We start from the raw sequence: 25,298 nt of genomic DNA, 5'->3' as shown, positions 1-25,298 counted from the left end.
CCAATTTGATGGAAAACCATGCCGTTGAAAATTCTTCGGGCAAGGGGAGCGCAGAATCTGCGCCCCCCAATATCGACTTTATAGACAAAGAGGCGGATGTATCCGATTTCAGCGTCTTTGATCTGCCCGGTCTGTTCGCACTTTGGTGTCTGGCGTTCATTGTCTTTTTGCAGTTCTTCACACGTTACGTGCTGAACGACAGCATCGCATGGACCGAAGAAATTGCGCGCTACACGCTGATTTTGGTCGCTTTCCTTGGTGCGATATCTGTCACCAAGAAGGGCACCCATATTTTTCTGGAATTCTTCTATCGCTATCTGTCACCCGCCGCTGGCAAATGGCTGAGCATCGCGATGGAAGTGATTTGCCTTGTGTATTATGGGTATCTGGCGATCCTCGCTGTCGAACTCGCGCAGAAAACGCGCACCAAGATGGCCTCGGTCGAAATTCCAAAGAGCCTGCTGTACTGGAGCGTCGCTGGCGCACTCGCGCTGATGACACTGTTTACGACAGTCTGGCTACTGCGGAAATTCAAGCAATCGCCCGCCGACCTTTTGCGTGACCTCGAAGAGCGCTCGCTCCACGACGTCCCTGATTAAGAAAAGACCACTCATGGAACTTATACTTCTTTTCGTGGCGCTCTTCGTCCTGTTGATTGCAGGTGCGCCTGTCGCAGTGGCGCTGGGCGTCAGTTCGCTGCTTTTCATTATGCTCGATGGGCTGCCCAACGTCGTCGTTCTACACAACATGGTGAATGGCATTAACTCTTTCCCGCTTATCGCTGTGCCGTTCTTTATCATGGCTGGCCACTTGATGAATTCTGCCGGGATCACCGCCAAGATTTTCGCATTCGCCCGCTCTGCCGTGGGGTGGATGTACGGCGGCCTGGGGCACGTCAACGTCGGTGCAAGCGTCATCTTTGCAGGCATGTCAGGCGCGGCTGTTGCCGATGCAGGTGGCCTTGGCAACATTGAAATCAAGGCGATGCGCGAAGCTGGCTATGACACTGATTTTTCGGTTGGCATCACGGCGGCTTCCTCGACAATAGGCCCAATTATCCCGCCATCTTTGCCTTTGGTTGTTTATGGCGTGATCGCGGATACGTCGATCGGTCAACTATTTGCAGCCGGTTTGATCCCGGGTCTGCTGATGGCCTTTTCCTTGATGGTGATGGTCGCGGTCTACGCCAAACTCAGGGACTACCCACGAGATGAGCGTTTCAGCATGCAGTTATTCCTTAGCACGCTCTGGAGTGCTGTCCTGCCGCTGTTCACACCCATTATTATTGTGGGGGGTATTCTGACCGGTATCTTCACACCGACAGAGGCCGCGATCGCGGCGGTTGCCTATTCTTTGGTGCTTGGTCTGTTTGTATATCGCACACTAGATAGAAAGCGCATTTTGCGTGTCTCGATGGATACCGTGGAAACGACAGCCTCGATCATGATGATTGTCGCAGCGTCCTCGATTTTCGCTTGGATCCTGACTGCCAATCAGGTCGCCCAAATGTTTGCGGAATCTTTGCTGATCGTGACCGACAATCCGACCGCGATTTTGCTCATCATCATGTTGATCGTGCTTGTTGTAGGCTGCTTCATGGAGACCCTCGCCGCGATCACGATCCTGACACCGGTTCTCTTGCCCGTCGCGATGCAAATCGGGATCGACCCGGTTCATTTTGGCATTATCCTGATCCTCAACTTGATGATCGGATTGCTGACGCCACCTGTGGGGCTAGTGCTTTATGTTTTGGCCAAAGTGTCAGAGGTGCCCTTTGAACGCTGCGTCGTCGCCACGGCCCCGTTCCTCGTGCCGTTGGTAACCGTCCTGTTGATGCTGATGTTCATTCCGGCGCTGTCAATGTGGTTGCCCACGGCAATCTACCGCTGAACCAGCCTCTCTAAAATGAGATCAAAAAATATGACGCAAGATAAGCTTTTCGATTTGGCGGGCAAAACGGCGCTTGTGACTGGATGCAAACGCGGCATTGGTAAGGCCATGGCCGTAGCCCTTGCCAAAGCAGGTGCAGACATCATTGGCGTAAGCGCAACACTTGAGGCAAAAGGAAGTGACGTAGGTGCAGAAGTGCATGCAGCAGGGCGCGCGTTTTCGGCCTATGCATGTGACTTTGCAGACAAAGCCGCGGTTCTGGCCTTTGCAAAGCAGGTGCAAAAGGATCACCCGCAGATCGATATCCTGATCAACAACGCCGGCACGATCCGTCGAGCGCCTGCGGCAGAGCACGGCGACGCGATCTGGGATGAAGTCATCGAAGTGAACCTTTCCTCGCAGTTCCGTCTGACGCGTGAAATTGGTAAATCGATGGTCCAACGCAAGAGCGGCAAGATCATCTTCACGGCCTCTTTGTTGACGTTTCAAGGCGGGATCACCGTGCCGGGATATGCGGCGAGCAAGGGCGGCATTGGTCAATTGACGAAAGCGTTTGCTAATGAGTGGGCTGCGCATGGTGTCAACGTCAATGCCATTGCCCCCGGATATATAGCAACGGACAATACCCAAGCCCTCAGAGAGGATGCCGATCGCTCGGGGGGCATCCTTGCGCGCATCCCGGCCGGGCGTTGGGGGGCACCGTCAGACTTTGGTGGTCCAGCTGTTTTCCTTGCTTCGTCAGCTTCTGACTACGTCCATGGAACGGTGCTAACCGTCGATGGCGGTTGGATGGGACGATAGAATCTCCCCCGCATGGCACTATCTCAACTTCCAGGGAACGACTGTGCCACGCGAGTATGCCCGTCAGCTTCGGCTGGCGGGCATTTTTTATTTCGCGCCGTCCTATGCCACTAAGTGTCTGTGATCACCTGATCTCCGACCAAAAAGGAATGGCGCGCCGACAAAGTCGGCGCGCCATGTAAACACTTCGGACACTGTCAGTCGGATAGCCACCCGCTCGTAGGGGAGCAAAACCCGACAACTTAGCTGCGCGGTTTCAAGTTCTCGGGATCGTAGAGTGGGGCGTAGCCTACACCGGCAACCTCAAGTTCATAGACCTCATCCATATAGGTGGTGTGCACCACCTTGCCGACTTCACAGTAAGACTGCGGCAGGTAGGCGAGGCCGATGTTTTTGCCAACCGTCGGGCCAAACGCCATGGATGTCACGTATGACCGGCGGCCAAGCTCATCCACTGGTACTTCACCCGTGTCTTTGTCCATGATCGGCAGCGTGCCGACCGGGTAACGTGCCACGCCGTTGCTGTCGGTGTTGTCGTTCATCACCAAGGTACAAAGCATCGCCGGTTGTTTGTCGCGCGCATGGTACTCAAGGTGTTTCGCCTTGCCGACGAAGTCCGCTTCTTTCACCTTTGGGCGCGCCAGATCGGCTTCGAACAGGTTATACTGTGTCAGCAGGTCGGCGTTCTGCAGCCGTAGGGATTTCTCCATCCGGCGGGTGTTTGCATAGGTTTCAACACCAACCGGCGTGATCCCGAGCGAACGAAGTTCGTCCCAGACAGCAAGCCCATCTTCATAATCCATATGCAATTCCCAACCCTGTTCACCCACATAGGAAATGCGGAAGGCGGTCACGTCTTTGCCCGCGATCTTAAGCGGCTTCAACGTCGCAAATGGGAAGGCGTCAACCGAGAGGTCCTCCGGGTTTTCCACCAGCTTCGAGAGGTTCTCGCGCGCGTTTGGACCCCAGATGCCTATGGTGATAAAGTCGGTGGTGACGTCTTTGATTTCGACATCAAAGCCTTTGTCCTGCGCCACGCGTTTCATGTATTGGAAATCGCGCGGACCAGCGTCGGCTCCGTTGATCAGGCGGCAGCGGTCCTCAAATCTCAGGATGGTAAAGTCAGCCCGGACCATGCCTTCTTCATCCAAGAAGTGGGTATAGATGCCGCGGTTGATATTGCGATCTCCGCCAATTTTCGCAGCCGATAGCCATTCCAGCAGCGCCACGTGATCTGGGCCGGTGATGTCGGTCAGGTGGAAGTGCGACAGGTTGATGATGCCGCAATCGGAAGACATTTCCAGCTGCTCGGCATTAGAGACGCGCCAGAAATGGCGGTTGTCCCATTCGGCTTCTCGCACCGGCACCTGATCTGCATACTTCTCTAGCAGATGCGCGTTTGACGCATAGCCATGCGCCCGTTCCCAGCCGCCAAGCTCCATGAAGTGGCCGCCAAGTTCCACTTCGCGCTCATAGAACGGAGAACGACGGATATTCCGCCCATTGGCAAATGGTTCGCGCGGGTGCACCGGTGGATTGTAGATCTTTGCGGCGGTTTCTTCGCAGCGGCCCGCGATGAAGTCTTTCTCTAGCTGGTAGTCATTGAACCGGGAATAATCGACGGAGTTGTGGTCGATCTCTGTGCGCCCATCTGTCATCCAATCGGCGATCAGTTTGCCCATACCGGGGCCATCCTTGACCCAAACCGCAACCGCATACCAAAGCCCGCGCAGTTTGCGGCTTTCGCCCATCGAGGGGCCGCCGTCCGTTGTGGTTTGCAGCAGGCCGTTGAAAGAATGGCTCTCGTTAAACCCAAGCTCCGCCAGAATTGGCGTCAGCTCCATCGCGCGCTCCAATGGCTCGATGACGTCTTCCAGTTCCAGATCACGCTGCGACGGCGATAGGCGCGCCTGATCTTTTTCCAGCAATTCAGACGGATGCACCATGCGCACGTCTTTTTCGTAGTAGTAGCCCCATTCGATCTGACCGCCCTCGGTGGTGTTCGGATCGCCGGTGTCGCGCAGGTAGGCAGAGTTGCCTTGGTCGCGCAGCAGAGGGCGGCCGATTTCAAGCCCGGTGCCTTCGTATTCGTTGTAAGGACCAAAGAAGGTCAGCGGGTGGTCAACCGGCATCACCGGCAGGTCCTCGCCCGCCATTTCTGCGATCAAACGGCCCCAAAGGCCCGCGCAGACCACGACGTGATTGGCATAGATCGTGCCGCGATGGGTTTTCACGCCAACAACACGTCCGTTTTCGTGGATCAGTTCCAACGCAGGCGTGTTGGCAAAGGCCCGCAAGCGCCCGGTTTTTTCGGCTTGATCTACCAGCTTGCCTGCCACTGTCTGCGACCGTGGCACCACAAGCCCTGCATCCGGGTCCCACAGCGCACCTTGGATTTGGTCCTCTTCCAGAAGCGGGAATTTTTCCTTGGCTTCCGACGCCGAGATCATATGTGCGCGTGTGCCAAAAGCGCGGGCGGAATCGCATTTGCGTTTTAGTTCCTGCATGCGTTCGTCATCACCAACGCGCGCGACCTCCAGGCCCCCAATGCGAGAATAGTGCCCCATCTTTTCGTAGAAATCGACAGAGTACATGGTTGTCCATGTCGTCAGCAGATCATGGCTGGTGCAGTAGCAAAAATCCGACGCATGTGCGGTTGACCCGATGTCTGTCGGGATGCCGGATTTGTCGATGCCGACAATATCGTCCCATCCGCGTTCGATCAGATGGTGCGCGACCGACGCGCCAACGATGCCGCCAAGGCCCACGATCACAACATTGGCGCGTTCAGGAAAACTAGACATGGGTTTCTCCGCCGTTCTTTTAAGTCAGGGCAGGGAGGGGCTGCTTGCAGAACCCTTGCGACATCTTCAGCCCCCACATGTTTCGCGCCGATTTGCGCAATGCGGATAGGTCAAAGAGAGTCCCCCTACCGGTTTCATCCAATAGGCTACGCCAAAGACGTCCGGAAAAAACAGTATGATTGCGTCAATTCAGGATTAAAGCTACGACAGGTCAAAGCGATCAACACAGTGGGGCATTGATGCCAGCAACGCCGCATAAGGCCAATATCGACCGAAGCGCAAAGCCTGCTTTTGGCACGCGCCCGCGTCCGCGCGGCTCTCGGTTGTCCGTTGGGTTCATTTTGGCGCGCCGCTTTACGCTCTGCGCGTTTGCGAATTTCGTGGATGTGCTGCGGCTGGCAGCGGACGAGGGCGACCGTAGCCGGCCTATTCTTTGCAATTGGACGGTTTTGTCGGACACGATGGACCCGGTGCATTCCAGTTGTGGTGTGCCGGTGGTGCCGCAAGAACGGTTGGGAGACCCAGCGCGGTTTGACTACATCGTGGTCGTAGGCGGCCTGCTGGATGAGGATATGCCCGGCCTCAGCCCGGCCTGCGCGCAGTTTTTGCACCGCGCGGCCGATTCTGGTGTGCCTTTGGCGGGCATCTGCACGGGCGCTTTTATGTTGCACCAAGTTGGGTTGCTGGATGGCTATCGCTGCTGCGTCAGCTGGTTTCACCACGCGGATTTTCTTGAAAAATTCGAAGGCCTGAACCCGGTCGCTGACCAGATTTTTGTTGTCGACCGGGATCGACTGACTTGCTCGGGCGGTGTCAGTTCCGCCCATCTTGCGGCTTATCTGGTGGATCGTCATGTGGGCCGGGCGCAGGCCAACAAAAGCCTGCACATTATGATCATTGACGATGCCCAGCAGGCTGAAAAACCACAGCCCGGCGTGACCATGGGCTACAAAACGCGCGATCCGATTGTCATGCGCGCACTTTTGATGATGCAGCAAAACATCGACACGCCGTTGTCGATTCAGGACATCGCCCAAAGCATCGGTCACAGCAAACGCCAGATCGAAAGGCACTTCCGCACAGAGTTGGACATCTCCCCGCAAGCGGCCTTTGTTCAAATGCGGCTTTCGTTGGCGCGTCACCTTTTGACGACAACCGAAAAATCCATCGCGCAAATCGCGTTGGATTGTGGGTTTTGCGATTCCTCTCATCTCAGCCGCGTGTTCCGCAGCAACGAAGGCTGCACGCCCTTGGCGGTCAGGCGGGAACAGGCGACATCGTGAACGTCGCCTTCAGCCAGTCAAAGACCGCAGCGCTCGCCGGGCTTTGCCGCTCAGTCAGAAGGCTTAGGACATAGCCGTGTTTGCTTTCGATCTGGTTCGGCACCGCCCGCACAAGCCCTGAACCCGGCTCATCGACCTTCAGCAGACCTTCCCAGCCGAGCGCCAGCCCCAAGCCGGATTTCGCGGCGCTGATGACATGGTCATAGCTATTGAAGGCCACGGTGTTGCGGGCGGTGAACGGGCTGCCAAGGGCGGCACGCATCCAGTCATCCCAGGTAAACCAAGGCGCGTCGGTGCCCGACGCCAATTCAATCATTTTCAAGCCTGTTAAATCTTGTGCTGTGGCAATGCCGGGCGTCCGATCAAGGAATTCAGGGCTACAGACCGCAGACACCCTTTCCCGAAACAACAGCGCGTCGGTGTCGCCGACGTCTGCCGTCGGTGCCATGCGGATCATAATATCCGCATCCGGGTAAAAGCGCGCATCCGGTTGCTGTGCCGTTAACAGTGAAATTCCGATCTCTTCAAAGGCGGCCGTCAAAGAGGCAAACTCGGGCAGTAAGAGGAAGCTGGCGAAAGCGCTGTCAGACAGGATCACAACCTGATTGCGCCTGGCGCGGTTTTGAAAGGCGGCGAAGGCCCCTGCGGCCTCGGTCAAAGGGGATAGAAGCGCGGCGTGCAGCGCACGCCCTTCGCGAGTCAGACGAACCCCACGTCGTTCGCGTAGAAAAAGCGATTGACCAAGCGAGTCCTCTAACGCCCGCATGCGCTGGCTTACCCGTGGTTGTGACAGACCGGACGCCTTGGCTGCCATCGACAGTTGTTGATGCTGCGCCACCAGCAGGAACAGACACAGGTCCGCGCTATACCTGCCGAAATTGGTATAAGTATTCCTTATGTCGGCCATAACACGATCACCTATAAACTTGATTGATTGTAGAGTTTGGCTTTGGATATGTGATTAGCATAATACGATAGCGACAGCCCGACGCCACGCAATTTTTATTGAATTGTTGCGTGTGCCATGGCGCGCCTTCAAAATCATCAATGATGCACCTTGATGCCACCCGCGCACCGAGGCCCCGACAGGACAATATTATGACCGAAACAAAACGCCCCAATATCCTGATCTTCATGGTCGACCAGTTGAACGGCACCTTCTTCCCGGACGGTCCAGCAGACTTTCTACATGTGCCGAACATCCGCGCGATTGCTGATAAATCGACCCGTTTCCGCAATGCGTATACGGCCTCACCACTCTGCGCGCCGGGCCGAGCCAGCTTTATGTCGGGGCAATTGCCGTCGACCACGGGAGTCTATGACAACGCGGCAGAGTTCGCCTCTGCCATTCCGACCTATGCCCACCACCTGCGCCGCGCGGGCTATCACACGTGCCTCAGCGGCAAGATGCACTTTGTGGGACCAGATCAGCTTCACGGTTTCGAAGAACGTCTGACAACCGATGTCTATCCGCCGGATTTCGGCTGGACGCCGGACTACCGCAAGCCGGGTGAGCGCATCGACTGGTGGTATCACAACATGGGGTCCGTAACTGGTTCTGGTGTGGCTGAGATCACCAACCAATTGGAATACGACGATGAGGTCGCCTATAACGCCACCCGTAAAATCTATGATCTGGGCCGCCGCAATGACGACCGCCCGTGGTGCCTGACCGTCAGCTTCACACACCCGCACGATCCCTATGTGGCGCGCAAGAAATACTGGGACCTTTATGAAGATTGTGAGCACCTGATGCCCGAGGTGGGCGATCTGGGCTATGACAATCAAGACACCCATTCCAAGCGCATCTTTGACGCCAATGACTGGCGCAGCTTCTCGATTTCTGACGACGACATTCGCCGGTCGCGCCGGGCCTATTTCGCGAATATCTCATATCTGGACGACAAGATCGGCGAAGTGATGGAAGCGCTGCGTGGCACGCGGATGGATGAAGACACAATCATTCTCTTTGTGTCAGATCACGGCGATATGCTCGGCGAACGTGGTCTTTGGTTCAAAATGTCCTTCTTTGAAGGCTCCTCGCGCGTGCCATTGATGGTCTCCGCACCTAATATGACGCCGGGCCGCGTTGACACGCCGGTCAGTAATATCGATGTCTGCCCGACCCTGTGCGATCTGGCTGGCGTCTCTATGGATGAGGTCATGCCATGGACCACAGGCGAGAGCCTTGTGAAACTGGGGCAGGGGGGCACACGCGAAACACCTGTGGCGATGGAATATGCAGCCGAAGCGTCCTACGCGCCTATGGTCGCACTGCGACAGGGCAAGTGGAAATTCACCCGCTGTTCGCTCGATCCAGAACAGCTGTTTGATCTTGAGTCTGACCCGCACGAACTGACAAACCTCGCCGATGATCCAGCCCATGCAGAGACGCTGGCAGAGTTCCAAGCGATGGCCGACGAACGCTGGGACCTCGCCCAGTTTGATGCGGACGTTCGCAAATCCCAAGCGCGGCGTTGGATCGTCTACGAAGCTTTGCGCAACGGCAACTATTTCCCTTGGGATCACCAGCCCCTGCTTAAGGCGTCAGAGCGGTACATGCGCAACCATATGGACCTGAACGTGGTCGAGGAAAACGCGCGTTACCCGCGCGGTGAATAACTGACACAGCCCGGCGGTCTCCCCAAGAACGCCGGGCTTTTTTTCGCGCTGAATGGGACATCTGCGTCTCGTGTACCAATTCAAACGCAGCGCTGGCGCTATCATCCGATATCTGCGTCGCAATCATACAATTCGATCCCCGCACCCGCGCGCTATTCTTCGTGCCGATCCCTTCTCTAAGAGGCTGCCCATGACTCGTTTCAACGCCTTAAACCTCGTGAAACACGCGCTGACTGGACATAAGAACTGGACAGAGCAATGGCCCGAAGCTGAGCCAAAGAAAGAATATGACGTTGTCATTGTCGGGGCCGGTGGCCACGGCCTTGGCGCTGCGCATTACCTCGCCAAAGAGCACGGCATCACCAATGTCGCCGTGATTGACAAAGGCTGGCTGGGTGGCGGGAACACCGGACGGAACACGACAATTATTCGTTCCAACTACCTCTATGACGAAAGCGCGCGGCTTTATGATCACGCGGTTGATTTGTGGGAGGGACTAAGCCAAGACCTAAACTACAACGTCATGTATTCGCGCCGTGGCGTTCTGATGCTGGCGCATAATGTGCACGACGTGCAGAGCTTTCAGCGCCACGTGCACGCAAACCGATTGAATGGCGTTGATAACCGCTGGCTGACCCCGCAGGAATGCAAAGAATACTGTCCGCCACTGTCGATCTCGCCCAACGCGCGCTACCCGGTTATGGGGGGCGCTTTGCAAGAACGGGCAGGCACGGCGCGGCACGATGCGGTTGCTTGGGGCTATGCACGTTCGGCCGCACAACGTGGTGTTGATATCATCCAGAACTGCCCGGTCACGGCAATCCGGCGCGGCGCGAATGGCGCGGTTGAAGGCGTGGAAACCGCCAAAGGATTTATCAAGGCCAAGAAAGTCGCGGTCTCTGCCGCGGGCCATACCTCCGTCGTGATGGACACGGCAGGCGTGCGTCTGCCGTTGGAGAGCTACCCGCTGCAGGCGCTGGTGTCAGAGCCGGTCAAGCCGATCTTCCCCTGTGTGGTCATGTCCAACGCCGTGCACGCCTATATCAGCCAGTCCGACAAAGGCGAGTTGGTCATTGGCTCGGGCACCGACCAATACACCAGCTACAGCCAACGCGGTGGTCTGCCATTGATCGAACATACGGTGGCGGCGATTGTCGAGATCTTCCCGATCTTCAACCGCATGCGGATGCTGCGCAAATGGGGCGGCATCGTGGATGTGACGCCGGACCGCTCTGCGATCATTTCGAAAACGCCGGTTGATGGGCTTTACGTGAACTGCGGCTGGGGCACCGGCGGCTTCAAGGCCACGCCGGGCGCGGCCCATACCTTTGCTTGGACCATCGCCAAAAACGAACCCCACCCGATCAACGCACCTTTCACGATGGAACGGTTCCGCACAGGCCGTTTGATCGACGAGGCCGCCGCCGCGGCCGTGGCACATTAGGGAGACAAACCATGCTTTTGATCCATTGCCCCTATTGCAAAGAAACCCTGCCAGAGTCGGAATTCACCTATGCTGGTCAGGCGCATATCGTGCGCCCAGAGATGCCTTCAGAGCAGACAGACGCCCAGTGGGAAGAGTTCCTGTTTCTGCGCGCCAACCCCAAGGGGCCGCACTATGAACGCTGGCGGCATTTCCATGGCTGCGGCCGCTTTTTCAATGCTGTGCGCGACACGGTGTCGGACAAGTTCCTGACCACATACCCGGCCAACACGCCAAAACCTGATCTTGAAAGCCTGATCGGAGACGCAGAATGAGCAGCTATCGCGTTGCTGGCAAAGGCCGGGTCGATACCGGCAAGCCCGTAGATTTTACCTTTGATGGCAAGACCTATCAGGGGGGCGTGGGCGACACTGTGGCCTCGGCACTTTTGGCCCATGGTGAACACCTGATGGGGCGCAGCTTCAAGTATCACCGCCCGCGTGGCGCTGTGGCGGCTGGCTCTGAAGAACCCAACGCGCTGATTGGCACCCGCCGTGGCCCCGGCCGGTTTGAGCCAAACACCCGCGCGACCATGCAAGAAATCTGGCCGGGTCTGGAAACCCAGTCGCAAAACAAGTTTCCGTCGCTGAAATTCGACGTAGGCGCCGTAAATGACGCGGCCTATATGATGTTTTCTGCAGGTTTTTACTACAAAACCTTCATGTGGCCGCGCTCGTTCTGGGACAAGGTTTATGAGCCCTTTATTCGGCAGGCAGCAGGCCTTGGCGTCAGCCCAACCGAGGAAGACCCAGATCATTATGCGTCGCGCTATTTGCACTGTGATGTGCTGATCGTCGGCACCGGTCCGGCCGGTCTGGCGGCGGCCAAGGTTGCCGCGCAGGACGGGTTGAAAGTGGTCATCGTGGATGAGCATTCCGAAGCTGGCGGTACATTGTTAAGTGAACCACAGGCTAAGATCGACGGCACTCCGGCGTGGGATTGGCTATCAGCGACACTGGCTGAATTGAAGGCCACTGGCGTCAAAGTCATGACCCGCACCACGGCAATTGGCTATTACCACCAGAACTTTGTTGGCCTCTGCGAACGCGTGACCGATCACCTGTCGGCTCTGCCAGACGACACCCCGCGCGAACGCATGTGGCGCGTGCGCGCAAAACGCGTGATCCTTGCGCAGGGCGCATTGGAAAAACCGCTGGTCTTCCACGGAAACGACCGCCCCGGCGTGATGCTGGCAGGATCGGCCCAGACCTATCTGAACCGGTTTGGCGTTTTGGTTGGCAAATCCCCGGCTGTGATCACCAGCCACGACAGCGCATGGTTTGCGGCCTTTGATCTGGCTGACAGCGGTGCCAAGGTTCAGGTCATTGCAGACACGCGTGCTGAGGTTGATGCAGACCTGATCGCCGGTGCAAAATCGCGCGGCATCCCCGTGAAACTGTCCCATACGGTGACAGCAACATCTGGGCGGTTGCGGGTGAAATCCGTGCGCCTGAACCCGGTGGATGGCGGCTCTGTCGGCGCTGGCTCCAACGTGACCTGCGACGCGCTTTTGATGTCGGGCGGCTGGACGCCGTCGCTGCATCTCTTCTCGCACACCAAGGGATCGTTGACCTGGGATACGGACCTGACGACCTTCCTGCCCAATGAAACGCCAGAGGATTGCATCATTGCAGGTGCATCGCGTGGGCTTTGGGGCATTGAGGCCGCGCTGAAGGATGGTGTGACAGCCGGTGAACAGACCTTGGACGCGCTTGATCGCGCCGCATCGGGCACACACAGCTACGCGGTGGAAAACGACCGCGCCGGCACAGGTGTCACCCACAAGGAATTGCTGACCGACAAAAGCCCCGGCAAAGCCAAGGCCTTTGTGGATTACCAGAACGACGTGACCGCCAAAGACCTGCGCCTTGCGGTGCGCGAGGGCATGCGCTCTATCGAGCATGTCAAACGCTACACCACAAACGGCATGGCAACCGACCAAGGTAAGATGTCCAACATCAACGGTCTGAACATTGCCGCAGACGCGCTGGGCAAACCACAGCCCAAAGTTGGCCTGACCACCTTCCGCCCGCCTTATACGCCCACCACATTTGGCGCGTTTGCTGGCTACCACCGGGGCGAACATTTTGAGGTGACGCGCAAAACCCAGATCGATGGCTGGGCGCGGGAAAATGGCGCGGTGTTTGAGCCTGTTGGGCAATGGAGCCGCGCATGGTATTTCCCGAAGCCGGGCGAGGACATGGAAACCGCGGTGCGCCGAGAATGCGTGACGACACGCAATTCCGTGGGTATCTTTGATGCGTCCACCTTGGGCAAGATCGAGGTCAAAGGCCCCGATGCGGTTGAATTTATGAACCGCATGTACACCAACCCATGGACAAAACTGGGCATCGGGCGCTGTCGCTATGGCCTGCTGCTTGGCGATGACGGCTTTATCCGCGACGACGGTGTGATCGGTCGCTTTGGCCAAGACCTGTTCCACGTGACCACCACGACAGGCGGAGCCGCGCGGGTATTGAACATGATGGAGGACTACCTTCAGACCGAATGGCCTGACCTGAACGTCTGGCTGACGTCGACCACCGAAAACTGGTCCACGATCGCATTGAATGGTCCAAACGCCGCGCGCCTGCTGGCCCCGTTGGTCGAAGGCATCGACATCAACGACGAAGACTTCCAGCATATGTCCTGCGCCGAAGTCACTGTCGCTGGCATGCCCGCGCGCCTGTTCCGCCTTAGCTTTACGGGCGAAATCGGGTTTGAGATCAACGTGCCCGCACCGATGGGCCGTCAGCTCTGGGAAGCACTTTGGGCAGCCGGTCAGGCTTATGACATCACCGCCTATGGTACGGAAACCATGCACGTTCTGCGGGCCGAAAAGGGCTATATCATCGTTGGTCAAGACACCGACGGGACTGTGACCCCGCAGGATTGCGGTATGGGCTGGGCCATCGGTAAAGCCAAGCCTGATTTTGTTGGCAAACGCGGCCTGATGCGGCCCGATCTGGTTGCCAAAGGGCGCAAACATCTTGTTGGTCTTCTGACCGAAGATGACAGCAAACTGGAAGAGGGCGCGCAGATCGTCTTTGACCCGAACCAACCCAAGCCGATGACCATGGTGGGCCATGTGACCTCATCCTATCAATCAGATGCGGTTGGCCAACCGATTGCTCTAGCCTTGGTCGCGGGTGGGCACGATAAAATGGGCGAAACCGTCTATATCCCGATGCCTGACCGCACCATCAAAGCCAAGATCACCTCAACGGTCTTTCTTGACCCAGAAAACACGCGCCTGAAAATCGCAAAGGAGTCCTGATCATGCTGCATCCTGTTTCTCAGCATCAACCGGGCGTTCTTGTGGCCTCTGTCGCGGCACAGGTGTCATTGTGCGCGCCTGTTGCCCGGCTGTCACTGCGGGCGAAGGGCGACGTGACGCCTTTGACCGGCGCATTTGGTGTCAGCCTGCCATCTGGCATTGGCACCTGCGCCGAGACCGACCGCTTATCAGCGGTGCGCTTGGGTCCAGACGAATGGCTGATGAAGGCCGAAGTCGACGATCTGCCTGCAATCCTGTCGGCGGGCGAGCGGCTTTACGACACGCTTCCACACAGTTTGGTCGATGTGTCGGGTCGCGAAGTGACGCTTGAGCTATCGGGGCCAAAGGTGCTGGACCTGCTGACGCTGGGCATGGCGCGTGACCCGGAAATGATCCCGGTGGGAGACGCGCGGCGGTTGAACTTTGATGGCGTGACCGTTCTGCTTTGGCGCAAGGCCGAGGATCGGTTTGAGATGGATATCTGGCACAGCTTTGCGCCGCATATCCTGTCGCTTCTGAAAACCGGCGTCGCAGAATTGGCGGCCGAGGTTTAATCAAATTCTGACATGTAAACATGAAAAATGGCCTGCCAGTGTTTCCACCGGCGGGCCATTTATTGTTTCTGACAAGAGTTACCGCTGCTGGGTTTCCCAGTTCGGATGAACCCAAGGTTTCGCATTTGACGCTGGCAGCGTCTTGCCCAGGATATGATCGGCGGCTTTTTCCCCCGTCATAATAGACGGTGCGTTGAGGTTGCCATTGGTCACCTGCGGGAAGATCGAACTGTCCGCCAAGCGCAGACCATCCACGCCAATCACCCGTGCTTCGGGATCTACCACAGCCATCGGATCATCCGCACGGCCCATGCGGCAGGTGCCGCAAGGATGATAGGCGCTTTCGACGTGCTCACGGATAAAGCCGTTTAGCTCATCATCGGTCTGCACATCTGCGCCGGGTTGGATTTCGTGTTTGACGAAAGGTTTGAACGCGTCCTGCGCAAAGATTTCGCGCGTCATGCGAATGCAGGTGCGGAAATCTTCCCAGTCCTTTTCGTGCGACATGTAGTTGAACTGGATCTTGGGTGCCGCTGCCGGGTCTGCCGAGGCCAAGGTGACCTCACCCCGACTTGGGGATCGCATCGGGCCAACATGGGCTTGGAAGCCATGCCCTTCGGCGGGAGCCTTCCCATCATAGCGGATCGCCATCGGCAGGAAGTGATACTGGATATCCGGGTAGGGCACGCCGGGCGCAGAGCGGATGAAAGCGGCACTTTCAAACTGGTTTGACGCGCCCAGCCCAGTTTTGGTGAACAGCCACTGCGCCCCAATCATCGCCTTGGAGAAGATGTTCCAATGCTTGTAAAGCGTGATTGGTTGCGACGATGCCATCTGTAGGTAAAGTTCCAGATGGTCCTGCAGGTTCTTACCCACGCCCGGGCGATCCACATGCGCCGTGATGCCATGCTGTGCAAGTTCGGCGGCTGGGCCAATGCCCGACTGCAGCAACAGCTTCGGAGAGTTGATAGACCCCGCCGACAAAATGATCTCACGACGGGCGACGATCCGTTTGCCACCAGCGCAAACAACTGCCGTTGCACGACCTTCGGTGACCTCGATCTTTTCGACCAAGGCGCGGACAAGATCACAGTTCTGCCGTTTCAGGGCAGGGCGCAGATAGGCATTGGCCGCAGACCAGCGGCGGCCCTTGTGGACGGTCTGCTCCATCGGGCCAAAGCCCTCTTGTTTGTGACCGTTATAGTCATCTGTCAACTCATAGCCTGCTTGCTTCCCGGCTTGAACAAATGCGTCAAACAACGGGTTCGCGCGTGGTCCACGTGTCACATGCAACGGGCCGTTTTTCCCGCGCCATTCCGCATCACCACCATGCCCGCCGTCATGCCAGGTTTCCATACGTTGGAAATAGGGCAGCACATCGGCGTAGGACCACCCATCCGCGCCCATCTCAGCCCAAGTGTCAAAGTCATGCGCGTGTCCGCGCACATAGACCATCCCATTGATCGAGGATGACCCACCGATCACCTTCCCTCGGGGTGTCGCCAATCGACGTCCGCCCAAATGCGGCTCTGGTTCTGACCGGTAGCCCCAATCATAGGTCTTCATATTCATCGGATAGGACAGCGCGGCAGGCATCTGGATGAAGGGGCCAACGTCTGTGCCCCCATGTTCCACCACAAGCACCGACGCGCCTGATTCCGCCAGCCGATAGGCCAATGCACACCCGGCGCTGCCCGCGCCGACGACAACAAAATCTGCTTCCATGGGGCCCTCTTAAAACGCGGCTTCGACGGGGGTCATGCCCACGTAAACGGATTTCAGTTGAGAGTAATGCGCGATGGCAGATTGCGCGTTCTCGCGCCCAACACCGCTGGCTTTGACACCGCCAAAGGGCATCTCAATCGGGGTCAGGTTGTAGGTGTTGATCCAGCAGGTGCCTGCCTCAAACCCGGCAACAACGCGGTGCGCACGGGCCAGATCGCGTGTGAACACACCAGCGGCCAAACCGAAATCGGTATCATTGGCGCGGGCCAGAACCTCGGCTTCGTCCTCAAAAGTTAGAACCGACATCACCGGGCCAAAAATTTCCTCACGCGCGATTGTCATCTCGTCAGTGACATCCGCAAAGATTGTGGGTTCTAGATAAAGGCCGCCCAACGCATGCGCCTTGCCGCCGGTCACCAATGTCGCGCCTTCTTCGACACCTTTGGCAATGTAGCCAAGCGTGATGTCGACCTGCGTTTGCGAGACCATTGGGCCAAAGTTTGTGGCCTCATCCATTGGGTCGCCGATAGTGGCCGTTTCTGTTCGGCGTTTCAGTTCGGCCAAGAAACGATCTTTGATGCCCGACTGCACAAAGACGCGCGTGCCATTGGAACAGATCTGACCCGAGGAGTAAAAGTTCGCGTTGATGGCCGCGCTGACGGCGTCATCAAGATTGGCATCGTCAAAGATCACCAAGGGCGATTTGCCGCCCAGTTCCATGGTGACGTGTTTCATATCTGCCGCCGCAGCCGCATAGACTTTGCGGCCTGTCGGCACGGAGCCTGTCAGGGAAACTTTCGCCACGCGCGCGTCGCCAACCAATGCGCCGCCAACCTCGCCAAAGCCCTGCACCACGTTGAACACACCATCGGGCAACCCGGCTTCGGTCAGGATTTCCGCCAGTTTCAGCGCACCGAGCGGGGTCACTTCGGACGGCTTGAACACCATGGTGTTGCCGCAGGCCAAGGCGGGCGCAGCTTTCCAGCAGGCGATCTGTGTTGGGTAGTTCCAAGCGCCAATGCCAACGCAGACGCCCAGCGGTTCGCGGATTGTATATGCAAAATCCGCCCCCAGTTGGATATGTTCGCCCGTTAGACCTGCGGCAATAGAGCCAAAATATTCCAAGCAATCCGCGCCAGAGGCTGCGTCTGCCACCAGCGTTTCCTGCAGCGGTTTCCCGGTGTCCCGCGTTTCCAAGACGGACAGCTCGTGATTGCGTTCGCGAATGATCTCTGCCGCACGGCGCAAGATACGGCCGCGTTCGGAACCGGTCATCGCAGCCCAGCCCGCGCGCGCCGCATCAGCGGCGGCAATCGCCTGTTCCACAATCGCCGGGGTTGCCGCATGCAAATTGGCGTTGGTGGACCCGTCCGCAGGGTAGGTCGACACCAAAGGCGTACCAGCAGTGTCTTCGACGTATTGACCGCCCACATAGTGGCTGGCTTTGGGTTGCAGAGAAGCTGTCATGTGTAACTCCAAGAATACAGGGGTGGGACTGCATATTCGGCGCTTAGCCCAGCAAAAGGGCGAGGCTGTCCAATGCATTTTGTTCAGGGGTGGCGGTGCGGGTCTTGGCATCATGCAAGCCCCAGCGAATATAGGTGCCGTCAATATGTGCGGCGATGGCTTCGGCGATCACCTCGGCCTGATCCGGGCGCAGTTGGCGCAACTCGTGCAAAAGATTGGACCGCATGCGCGCGCGATAGATGGTCAAAAGATGCGCTACCTCGTGCGACTTCTGCGCGTAGACATAAAGGTTCAGCCAAACGCCCACGGTTTCCGGGTGTTTGTTCACCTCGGAAAAGCTGGTGCGGATAATCGTTTCTAGACGCTCGCGCGGGTCGGCCTGACCTTGCAAATTTGCGCGTACCTCATCCGAGAATTTGCGCAGGATGCTGCGCGCGGTGGCGATGAACATATTGTCCTTGCTGCCAAAGTAATGATGTACAAGCCCGCTCGACATCCCGGCACGGCGCGCGATTTGGCTGACCGTCACATCCATAGTGCCGGTTTCCCCAATCTCATCAATGACCGCCTGCACAAGGGCAGAGGTCCGTATCGGCTGCATTCCTACCTTGGGCATGTCTGACCTTTGATCTGAAAACAAAAGAACGCGAATCTACGTGTGTTTATTTTTAATTGACTGACCAATTAAAAAAAAGACCGAGCACAGAAAACGTGAACATTTGGTGGGAAAATATTGTGAATTCTGCTGATCAGCGGGCTTCTACAGCCACTTTGCGAACTTAAAGATCAGGAAAAGGGCCACGCCGCTTGCCACGGACCCAAGCGTCAGAAGCCAGAAGGCCATGTCTGTTTCCGTGCCCGGCATGCCTGCGACGTTGACGCCAAACAGTCCCGTCAAAAAGCCCAAAGGCAGGAAGATCGCCGCAACCACGGACAGCACGTAGCTGTTGCGTGTCAAAGCATGTGCGCGCTCTGCTTCAATGTGGTCCTGCATCGCGCTCAGCCGGTCGCGCAGTGCATCCAACTCTTCGACAATGCGCCGGGTGCGGTTGCTGGTTTCACGCAGCAACCCCAATTCGCGCGCCGAAAAAACCCAACTGTCTAGGCCTGAGAGTTCGGCAATCGCCTCGCGCTGTGGGTTGATAAAGCGCCGGAATTTGATGACCGTCTGGCGCAGGCTGTTCAGTCTGTCGGCACGCAGGTGCACACCGTTCTCAAGGTCATCTTCCAGCTGGTCGATATCTTCGCCAAGGCCAACCGACACTGTTTCAATGCGATGCGTCAGCTTGTGGGTCAACTCCGCCAAGAACTGACCAAGGCTTTCAGGCGCCTTGCCTTCAACCGCCTTTTGCCGGATCGCATCGACGGCCCAGACCTTGCGCAAACGGGCAGAGACGATCGTCGTCTCGGTGATCCACATGCGCAGCGACACCATATCCTCGGGCGCGCTTTCCGGGTTCAGGTTCACGGCCCGCAGGTTCAAGATCAGCCCGTCTTCGGTCATCTCACACCGTGGGCGGGTTTCACTTTGCTGCAACGCCAGCCCCGCGATTTCGGGCATGTGGTCCGCAACCCAATCTGCAAAATCTTGGTGGTTCAAATCGAAATGCAGCCAGCGATATCCCGCAACTGGCGCGGGCGCGGGCCAGTCTGATGTCACAGGCGTGACCGCATCCGGCGTGATGTCAAAGGCTGCAATGGGCGTGATAGTTTTGCTCATGCGAACAGCTTATTCCCAAATCAACATCGATCAACCGAAGTCTTTATCTCGACGCCACGCATCAATAATCCTTCTCAAAGAAAATCCCGACGCCGGTATTTCCGTTTGACCCCGTACCACCCTTCACGGTCAGGTTCGGCGTGATATCAAGGTTCAGGTTAATCTCTTGATTGCCCACGCTGTCGATCACAATTTCTGAATAGGTGTTTTCGTTCAAATAGGCCCCCGCACGCAGCTGCCCGGCACCGCTCTCTGACTGCGTGACGTCAAAATCGCTCAGCCCAAGCTGAGACCGAAGCCGCCCGGTCAACCCACCAGAACTGCGCCCCGAGAGGGTGGCAACAGCTGACACCAGCGAAGCCGCTTGCAGTGGGGAAATGCTGTCCAGGCCGCGCCCAAACAACAACCGCGAAATCGCTTCTTCTTGCGGCAGGCCGCCGTCGGTTTCAAACCGGATGTCGGGCGAGGAGGCCAGCCCCTCAAGGATCAGCCGCACGGCGCCGTCATCCGTCTGTGTTTCGGCCACAAAACGCAAGAAAGGGTCAAGCGAACCGCGCATGTCGATCAGCCCTTCATTCATCACGAAACGGCGGCCCAGAATATCAAAACGCCCCCGGATCAAACCAAAATTGCCGCTTGCCGCAACATCGGCCGTGGTGCCGCCCAGCCGGATTTGCCCGCCCAATTCGGCATCCAACCCGCGCCCACGCACAAAGATCTGGTTCGGCGCGACCACCACGATATTCAGCGGATAGGCCGCCGAGGACCCACCCGAGTCCCGAGGGCCAACACCCGCGCGATCCAAAGTCGCGCGCACATCGCGTGGTGCGTTGACATGGGTGACATCCAAAAGACCAGAACTGCCTATCGGGCTGCCCGAGGGTACGACGATCTCTGTGCGTCCAAGGTTAACCCGCCCTGCGATCAGGGCCTGCCCCTGCAATGGGCCATCCACGGTCACGGTTCCATCAAGGCTTGTTTGAAACAGTTCCGGGTCGGAGATGCCGAAATTTGCCAAAGCGATGGACAGGTTTGCGCGATTGGGCGCTTGCAACGAAACCGGCCCTTGCACGGTCACCGTACCACCTTCGCCTGACTGCGCACGAATGTTCAGCCGCGCTTCTGTGGCGGCAAACCGCACGTCGCCTGCCAGCCCAGACAGCACAATCCCGCTGTCAGGCATGGCCATGCGCCCGTCGCTAAGGTCGAGCTGCCCACTTAACGCCGCCACTGACGGCGCACCGCGCAGTTGGAGATCAAACCGTGACGCCCCTTGGATGGAATTGGGCGCGATAAAAGGGTTTGCCAGCGCAAGGGGTGCCGAGCCCGTCAAAGCGATATCAAGGCGCTGCCCAAGATCAAACAGCGTACCATTCGCTTGCAACGCAATGCCACCGGGGCCTGTACCTGTGGCGCGGACCGCGATGTTTCGCGGCGCGTTTTCATCAAACCGCAATTGTCCATCTGCCCGCAACGGGCCGCTATACTCCGGCACCAAAAGGCCGAGGTTCTCAAGACCCAGTTCAAATTCAACCCGGTCTCGCCCATCTTCGCCTTGGGCGGTCACAAAAGCCTGCGGGCTGCGCAGGCGGATTTCGGTGATCCGCAGCAGATCGTTAGCGAGGCCAATATCGATCTGCCCTTTCATCTCTCCACGCAATAAGGGGTCAAGCTGGGCAATCCCAGTCTGCAAATTATCGGCCGTCAGAACCGATTGCAGCGCATATCGCGCCTCGTTCAGATTGGCAGAGCCTTTGAGGTTAATATCAATCGCCCCACGAAGCGCCCGCCCAGCAAGATCCGAGAAGACCGCGATATCCGGGCTAGTGACATGCAGGTCACCGTCAAAGGCTGCGAAAAGCGCATCCTCCGGAGAGGTCAGCGAGCCGGTGATTGACGTGCCAGCGACATTGGCCACCAGATCACGCATGCTGATCCCTTGATCGCTGGTCCAGCCAAAGTCCGTGCTGACATCCGCCGGCCCCGATAGTTTCGGTTCGACAAGCGCCAATTCAACAAGCCTTGCCTCAAGCTGCAACTGTCCGGCATTGGCATCTATTGATCCGGTCGCATCGATCTGCGCCGCATCCGTGTGCAGGTTGAGGACCCGCAGCTCGGTCCCCTCAGGAGAGCGTTCGGCCACCACCCGCAGACGTGCGCGGCCCGCCAGCAACGGATCAAGGCGCGGTTCGCTGACTTTTAAGTCCTCGGTCGCGCCAAACACAGCGGCGTCAAAGCCACCGCCAAGGATGTCGTAGCGCCCGGACAGGTCAAGATGTGCAGACCCCGCGATGTCACGTCCTGCCAGCAGCGAGTAGCGCGAGAGGTCATTGGCAATCAGGGTCCCGCGTCCTTCTAGCGGGAAGCCTTCGGCCAAGGTGCCCAGCGTACCAGCCGCCGCTAGTTGCACGGCGTCTGACCGCAGTTGCAGTTTGTCAAAACGTAGCAAGCCATCCTGCACCCAGGAAAACGCCGCGCTGGCCTGATAGGTGCCATCAAAGGCCTCTGCCAGCTTAGCAGCGTCAAATGCAAGCCCATCTGCCGTCGCGGAGAACGTGCCAGAGATTTCGCGGACCGGCAGTCGATCGATATTGCCGGTGCCAATCAGTGCAAGTGAGGGCAGGCGGATACTGTCGCGTTCAAAGTCGCTGATGGAGATATCGGCGTTCCAGACGTTGGATCTTGTATCGTCAAAATCGGCCTCCAATCGCAGGGACCGCAGTGTCGTCGGCACGTCCGAAGTCGGCAAACGCACCGGGGTATCAGAAGTGATCTGCCCGGTCACATCAAAGGCTTTCGGGAGGCCGCCCACATCCAGCAGCACCGCGCCATTCAGCTGCAATAACCCTGTCTGCAGGCTGAAAACCTGCACATCGGTCAGCCCGCTGGTCGGTCGAAGAACATCCAATGTCAGCTCTGACCGTGCGCCAAAAAACGGGTGATAATCCGCGATGAACAGCGGGCGCAGGTCGCCTGATAGTGCGGCTTGGATACGGCGCTCGGGTCCGGTTTCTGTTGTGGTTTCCGTCAATCTAACGGTGCCGCCAAACTGCGTGTCCGCATCAGTTTGCAGCGCGATGTCGGCGGTGAACTCCTCAAGCGGCGCGTCACCTTTGACAGAAAACGCCAGCGCCGGTGTGTCGGGGATTTTCAGCAAGGTCGCGACCATCCCGCCCGCAGCTTCACGGAAGCCCAGATCAAGGGTCAATTGGCGCGTTTCATTGGCGAATTTGGCAGCGAAATTGAACTCGCCCAAATCGTCGCTGCGCAGCGCCTTGATATCCACATCCGCAGCGCCACCCGCAAGGGTCGCTTTGCCCGTCAGCGCGAGGTTCAGGGCCTGCCCCAAGACGCTTGCGTCGAAGGAAATGTCTTTGATGTCCAACGCGTCGATTTCGACGGAGACGGGCAGTTCCGGCACCGTGAATTGCCAAGACTCACTGTCCTCTGCCGAAACAGCAGCCTGCGCCAAAGGTTTGCGCAGCACCTCCACCTTCTCTGCTGAGATTTCATTGATATCGACGCGGCCCGACAGAAGCGCACTGCGCGACCACACAAGGCTCGCTTTGGAAATGCGCAGCCAGATGCCTTCGTCATCGGCGATGGTCAGTTCGTCAAAGGTCGCGTTCGACGAAAATGCCCCGGCAAACCCGTTGATGGTCACCTCGCGGCCTGCCTCAGACAGCGTGTCTTGCAACCAGTTTTCCAGCGCGGATTTCTCTGCCACCTCCGATGTGCTGTCTTGTGCAGCGACCGGCGGGGCGGCCCAAAAGGCAACCGCCAACAGCAAAGGGAAAATGAAATTCACAAATACGCGCATCAGAAGGCCTGCCCGATCCCGATGTAAAACTCGACATTATTGCCCGCATTCGAACCAACTGGCGCTGCGATGTCCAAACGAATGGGGCCAAGGCTCGTGTGATACCGCACGCCCAATCCCGCGCCGAAATGCCAGTCGCCGTCACCGTTGCCAAAGCTGTCTTCGCCGACGTAGCCCGCATCAGAGAAGGCGACGACCGACCAACTGTCGCTGACTTTGGTGCGCACCTCGGCAGAGGCTCCTAGGAAGGACCGCCCGCCCACCATGGTGCCGCCGCCAAGGTCAACCGCCAGCGATTGATAGGGCTGTCCCCGCACCGTGCCAGCACCGCCAGAAAAGAACAGCATATTGGGCGCAATGTCGGTGATATCCGCGCCCACAACAGTTCCGATCTGAAAGCGCAGCGCCGCTGTCAGCCGGTCTGACTGTCCCGGCGAAAAATACCCTCGCGTATCTGCGTAAAGCCGCGCGCCTGTAGAACTGCTGTTGAATTCAAAAAACGGCGTCAGTTCGACCTCGGCAAAATAGCCTTTGGTCGCGTCGAGTTCCTCATCGCGATTGTCGTAGGTCAGAACGGTGGGCAATTGCAGATAGGTCAACTGTCGTTCGCCAAGGTCATCGGTGATGTCCGAATAGCTATAGGCGACGGCAATCGAACCGCTGAATTCATCGTTCAGAACCCGGGTCAGACCTGCCTCAAGCAAAGCGCTGTTTTCCAGGTAATCCGGCTCATCTTCGCGTTCCAGACGGCTTTCCAGATAGAATGTTGTGTCGGGGTTAAATGTGGCTGGGCGATCAAATCGCGCGCCGAGCAGGTAATCAATCCCGCCCGTTTGGCCGGAAATGCCCGATACCTCGGCGTCAAAGCGCAGCCGTTCCGCCCCACCAAGCAGATTGCGATGCATCCAAAAGCCCGATAGCGACAGCCCTTCGATTGAGCCAAGTTCAGCGCCAAGACCAAAACGGCGCGGTTTGGCCTCTACCAATTCCAGTTCGATATCCAATGTGCCGTCCGCGTTGGGCACCTCTGCCTCTTTCACCACGACCGACCGAAACGTGCCCGTCCGACGCAGGCGCTGGCCGGTGCGCCGTAGTTCGGTTGGGGAAAACATCTGCCCACTTGGAATGCCTGCAATTTCGCGAATGCGTTCAGACCTGACATTGCCCTCGGGCGGGAGGATCAACTTACCAAACCGCAGCTGTGGCCCCGGCGACAGACGGATATCCGCCAACATCTGTGCGCGGGCGTGGTTGGCAGTCAGCATTTGCGACGACACTGCGGCTTTGGCGTGGCCAATATCGCGCCAGTCACTGATCGCAGTGTCCACCGCCTCACGGATGACACCAGCACGGGCGCGCTTTCCCTTGGCGTACCCCTCAGGCGGGGTGCTTTGCGGTGCGCGCGGGGCGATTTTGGCCTCGGAAAACCGGAACGCTTTTCCCGGCGTGACCTGAATATCAATCCGCCCAATGGATTGCGGCACCCGCAGGGGCGACATGTCGGCGGCTTCTTTGCCGTCCACGCGGATCGAAATCACCGGCCCATAATAACCCGCATCATAAAGCACAGCTAACAAGCGTTGGTAGTCCGACCGCGCTGCCGCCAAAACATCAATTGGCTGAGCGTCTTTGTCGCTTCTCAGCCCCGCGACCAAAGACGTTGCGCGCAGGTCATCAGACAACGACTCTGGCGCGCCCGGCGTGCCCATCTTGAACTCAAACGCCCCAAGCGCCGATGGCAGCACCATCGCAACCAAAAGAAGGCGGCACAGTCGGGATTTTACAGGGGCAACGATGGTCATATTCGTCCTCAAACACGGTACAGAGCCACGGTGAAAACGGGGATCAACCA

Annotated in this window: 17 protein-coding genes; 9 read left to right on the top strand and 8 right to left on the bottom strand. The window is 57.9% G+C overall.

Features of this window, described 5'->3' with window-relative positions; all coding sequences use genetic code 11:
* Nucleotides 1–8 precede the first annotated feature (8 nt).
* From BUA39_RS05170 to BUA39_RS05160, 3 genes are read left to right on the top strand one after another with little or no spacing between them, the layout of a single operon-like run.
* The gene (locus BUA39_RS05170; RefSeq protein ID WP_084604710.1) at nt 9–599 is read left to right on the top strand and encodes a TRAP transporter small permease; all 591 of its coding nucleotides are present in this window, start codon (nt 9–11) and stop codon (nt 597–599) included.
* Nucleotides 600–612: 13 nt separating this feature from the next.
* Nucleotides 613–1,890: a TRAP transporter large permease gene (locus BUA39_RS05165; RefSeq protein WP_072791558.1), complete on the top strand. Its 1,278-nt coding sequence runs from the start codon at nt 613–615 to the stop codon at nt 1,888–1,890.
* Between the two features lie 30 nt (nt 1,891–1,920).
* Complete coding sequence (locus BUA39_RS05160) at nt 1,921–2,691, top strand: SDR family NAD(P)-dependent oxidoreductase (protein WP_072791556.1); 771 nt, start codon at nt 1,921–1,923, stop codon at nt 2,689–2,691.
* Between the two features lie 242 nt (nt 2,692–2,933).
* Here BUA39_RS05160 and BUA39_RS05155 read toward each other — a convergent pair whose 3' ends face one another.
* Nucleotides 2,934–5,495, bottom strand: a complete 2,562-nt coding sequence (locus BUA39_RS05155; protein WP_072791554.1) for a GcvT family protein — start codon at nt 5,493–5,495, stop codon at nt 2,934–2,936.
* Nucleotides 5,496–5,734: 239 nt separating this feature from the next.
* Here BUA39_RS05155 and BUA39_RS05150 point away from each other — a divergent pair, with 239 nt between their 5' ends.
* Nucleotides 5,735–6,778, top strand: coding sequence for a GlxA family transcriptional regulator (locus tag BUA39_RS05150; protein WP_072791552.1), 1,044 nt, complete (start codon nt 5,735–5,737; stop codon nt 6,776–6,778).
* On the opposite strand, the gene BUA39_RS05145 is transcribed toward BUA39_RS05150, so the two are convergent.
* Nucleotides 6,753–7,685, bottom strand: a complete 933-nt coding sequence (locus BUA39_RS05145) for a LysR family transcriptional regulator (RefSeq protein ID WP_072791551.1) — start codon at nt 7,683–7,685, stop codon at nt 6,753–6,755. The two genes, BUA39_RS05150 and BUA39_RS05145, sit on opposite strands and share 26 nt — an antisense overlap.
* A 191-nt stretch (nt 7,686–7,876) precedes the next feature.
* Between BUA39_RS05145 and betC the strand changes: the two genes are divergently transcribed.
* The 5 genes from betC to BUA39_RS05120 all read left to right on the top strand — a co-directional run bounded on the left by betC (nt 7,877) and on the right by BUA39_RS05120 (nt 14,714).
* Nucleotides 7,877–9,400, top strand: a complete 1,524-nt coding sequence (gene betC / locus BUA39_RS05140; RefSeq protein ID WP_072791549.1) for a choline-sulfatase — start codon at nt 7,877–7,879, stop codon at nt 9,398–9,400.
* Between the two features lie 190 nt (nt 9,401–9,590).
* Nucleotides 9,591–10,844 (top strand): sarcosine oxidase subunit beta family protein, encoded by a 1,254-nt coding sequence (locus tag BUA39_RS05135; RefSeq protein WP_072791548.1) that lies wholly within the window; start codon nt 9,591–9,593, stop codon nt 10,842–10,844.
* 11 nt (nt 10,845–10,855) lie between these two features.
* On the top strand, nt 10,856–11,158 hold the full coding sequence (locus tag BUA39_RS05130; protein WP_072791546.1) for a sarcosine oxidase subunit delta: 303 nt from the start codon (nt 10,856–10,858) through the stop codon (nt 11,156–11,158).
* Nucleotides 11,155–14,160: a sarcosine oxidase subunit alpha gene (locus tag BUA39_RS05125; RefSeq protein WP_072791544.1), complete on the top strand. Its 3,006-nt coding sequence runs from the start codon at nt 11,155–11,157 to the stop codon at nt 14,158–14,160. The genes BUA39_RS05130 and BUA39_RS05125 overlap by 4 nt, the downstream gene beginning before the upstream one ends.
* A 2-nt stretch (nt 14,161–14,162) precedes the next feature.
* The gene (locus BUA39_RS05120; protein WP_072791543.1) at nt 14,163–14,714 is read left to right on the top strand and encodes a sarcosine oxidase subunit gamma; all 552 of its coding nucleotides are present in this window, start codon (nt 14,163–14,165) and stop codon (nt 14,712–14,714) included.
* Between the two features lie 78 nt (nt 14,715–14,792).
* Here BUA39_RS05120 and betA read toward each other — a convergent pair whose 3' ends face one another.
* The 6 genes from betA to BUA39_RS05090 all read right to left on the bottom strand — a co-directional run bounded on the left by betA (nt 14,793) and on the right by BUA39_RS05090 (nt 25,248).
* Nucleotides 14,793–16,439: a choline dehydrogenase gene (betA, locus tag BUA39_RS05115; RefSeq protein ID WP_072791541.1), complete on the bottom strand. Its 1,647-nt coding sequence runs from the start codon at nt 16,437–16,439 to the stop codon at nt 14,793–14,795.
* 9 nt (nt 16,440–16,448) lie between these two features.
* Complete coding sequence (gene betB / locus BUA39_RS05110) at nt 16,449–17,906, bottom strand: betaine-aldehyde dehydrogenase (RefSeq protein ID WP_072791539.1); 1,458 nt, start codon at nt 17,904–17,906, stop codon at nt 16,449–16,451.
* Nucleotides 17,907–17,949: 43 nt separating this feature from the next.
* Complete coding sequence (betI, locus tag BUA39_RS05105; RefSeq protein ID WP_072791537.1) at nt 17,950–18,522, bottom strand: choline-binding transcriptional repressor BetI; 573 nt, start codon at nt 18,520–18,522, stop codon at nt 17,950–17,952.
* A gap of 144 nt (nt 18,523–18,666) precedes the next feature.
* On the bottom strand, nt 18,667–19,626 hold the full coding sequence (locus BUA39_RS05100) for a zinc transporter ZntB (protein WP_072791536.1): 960 nt from the start codon (nt 19,624–19,626) through the stop codon (nt 18,667–18,669).
* A 61-nt stretch (nt 19,627–19,687) separates the two neighbouring features.
* Nucleotides 19,688–23,446: a translocation/assembly module TamB domain-containing protein gene (locus BUA39_RS05095; protein ID WP_072791534.1), complete on the bottom strand. Its 3,759-nt coding sequence runs from the start codon at nt 23,444–23,446 to the stop codon at nt 19,688–19,690.
* Entirely contained in the window at nt 23,446–25,248 is a 1,803-nt protein-coding gene (locus BUA39_RS05090; protein ID WP_084604708.1) for an autotransporter assembly complex protein TamA, read from the bottom strand. Before BUA39_RS05090 ends, BUA39_RS05095 begins: the two co-directional genes overlap by 1 nt.
* Nucleotides 25,249–25,298 lie beyond the last annotated feature (50 nt).

This window comes from Cognatishimia maritima (assembly GCF_900129685.1).
Classification (GTDB): Bacteria; Pseudomonadota; Alphaproteobacteria; order Rhodobacterales; family Rhodobacteraceae; genus Cognatishimia; species Cognatishimia maritima.
Note: the sequence above shows the minus strand (reverse complement) of the source record. Positions and strands in the feature narration are given on the sequence as shown.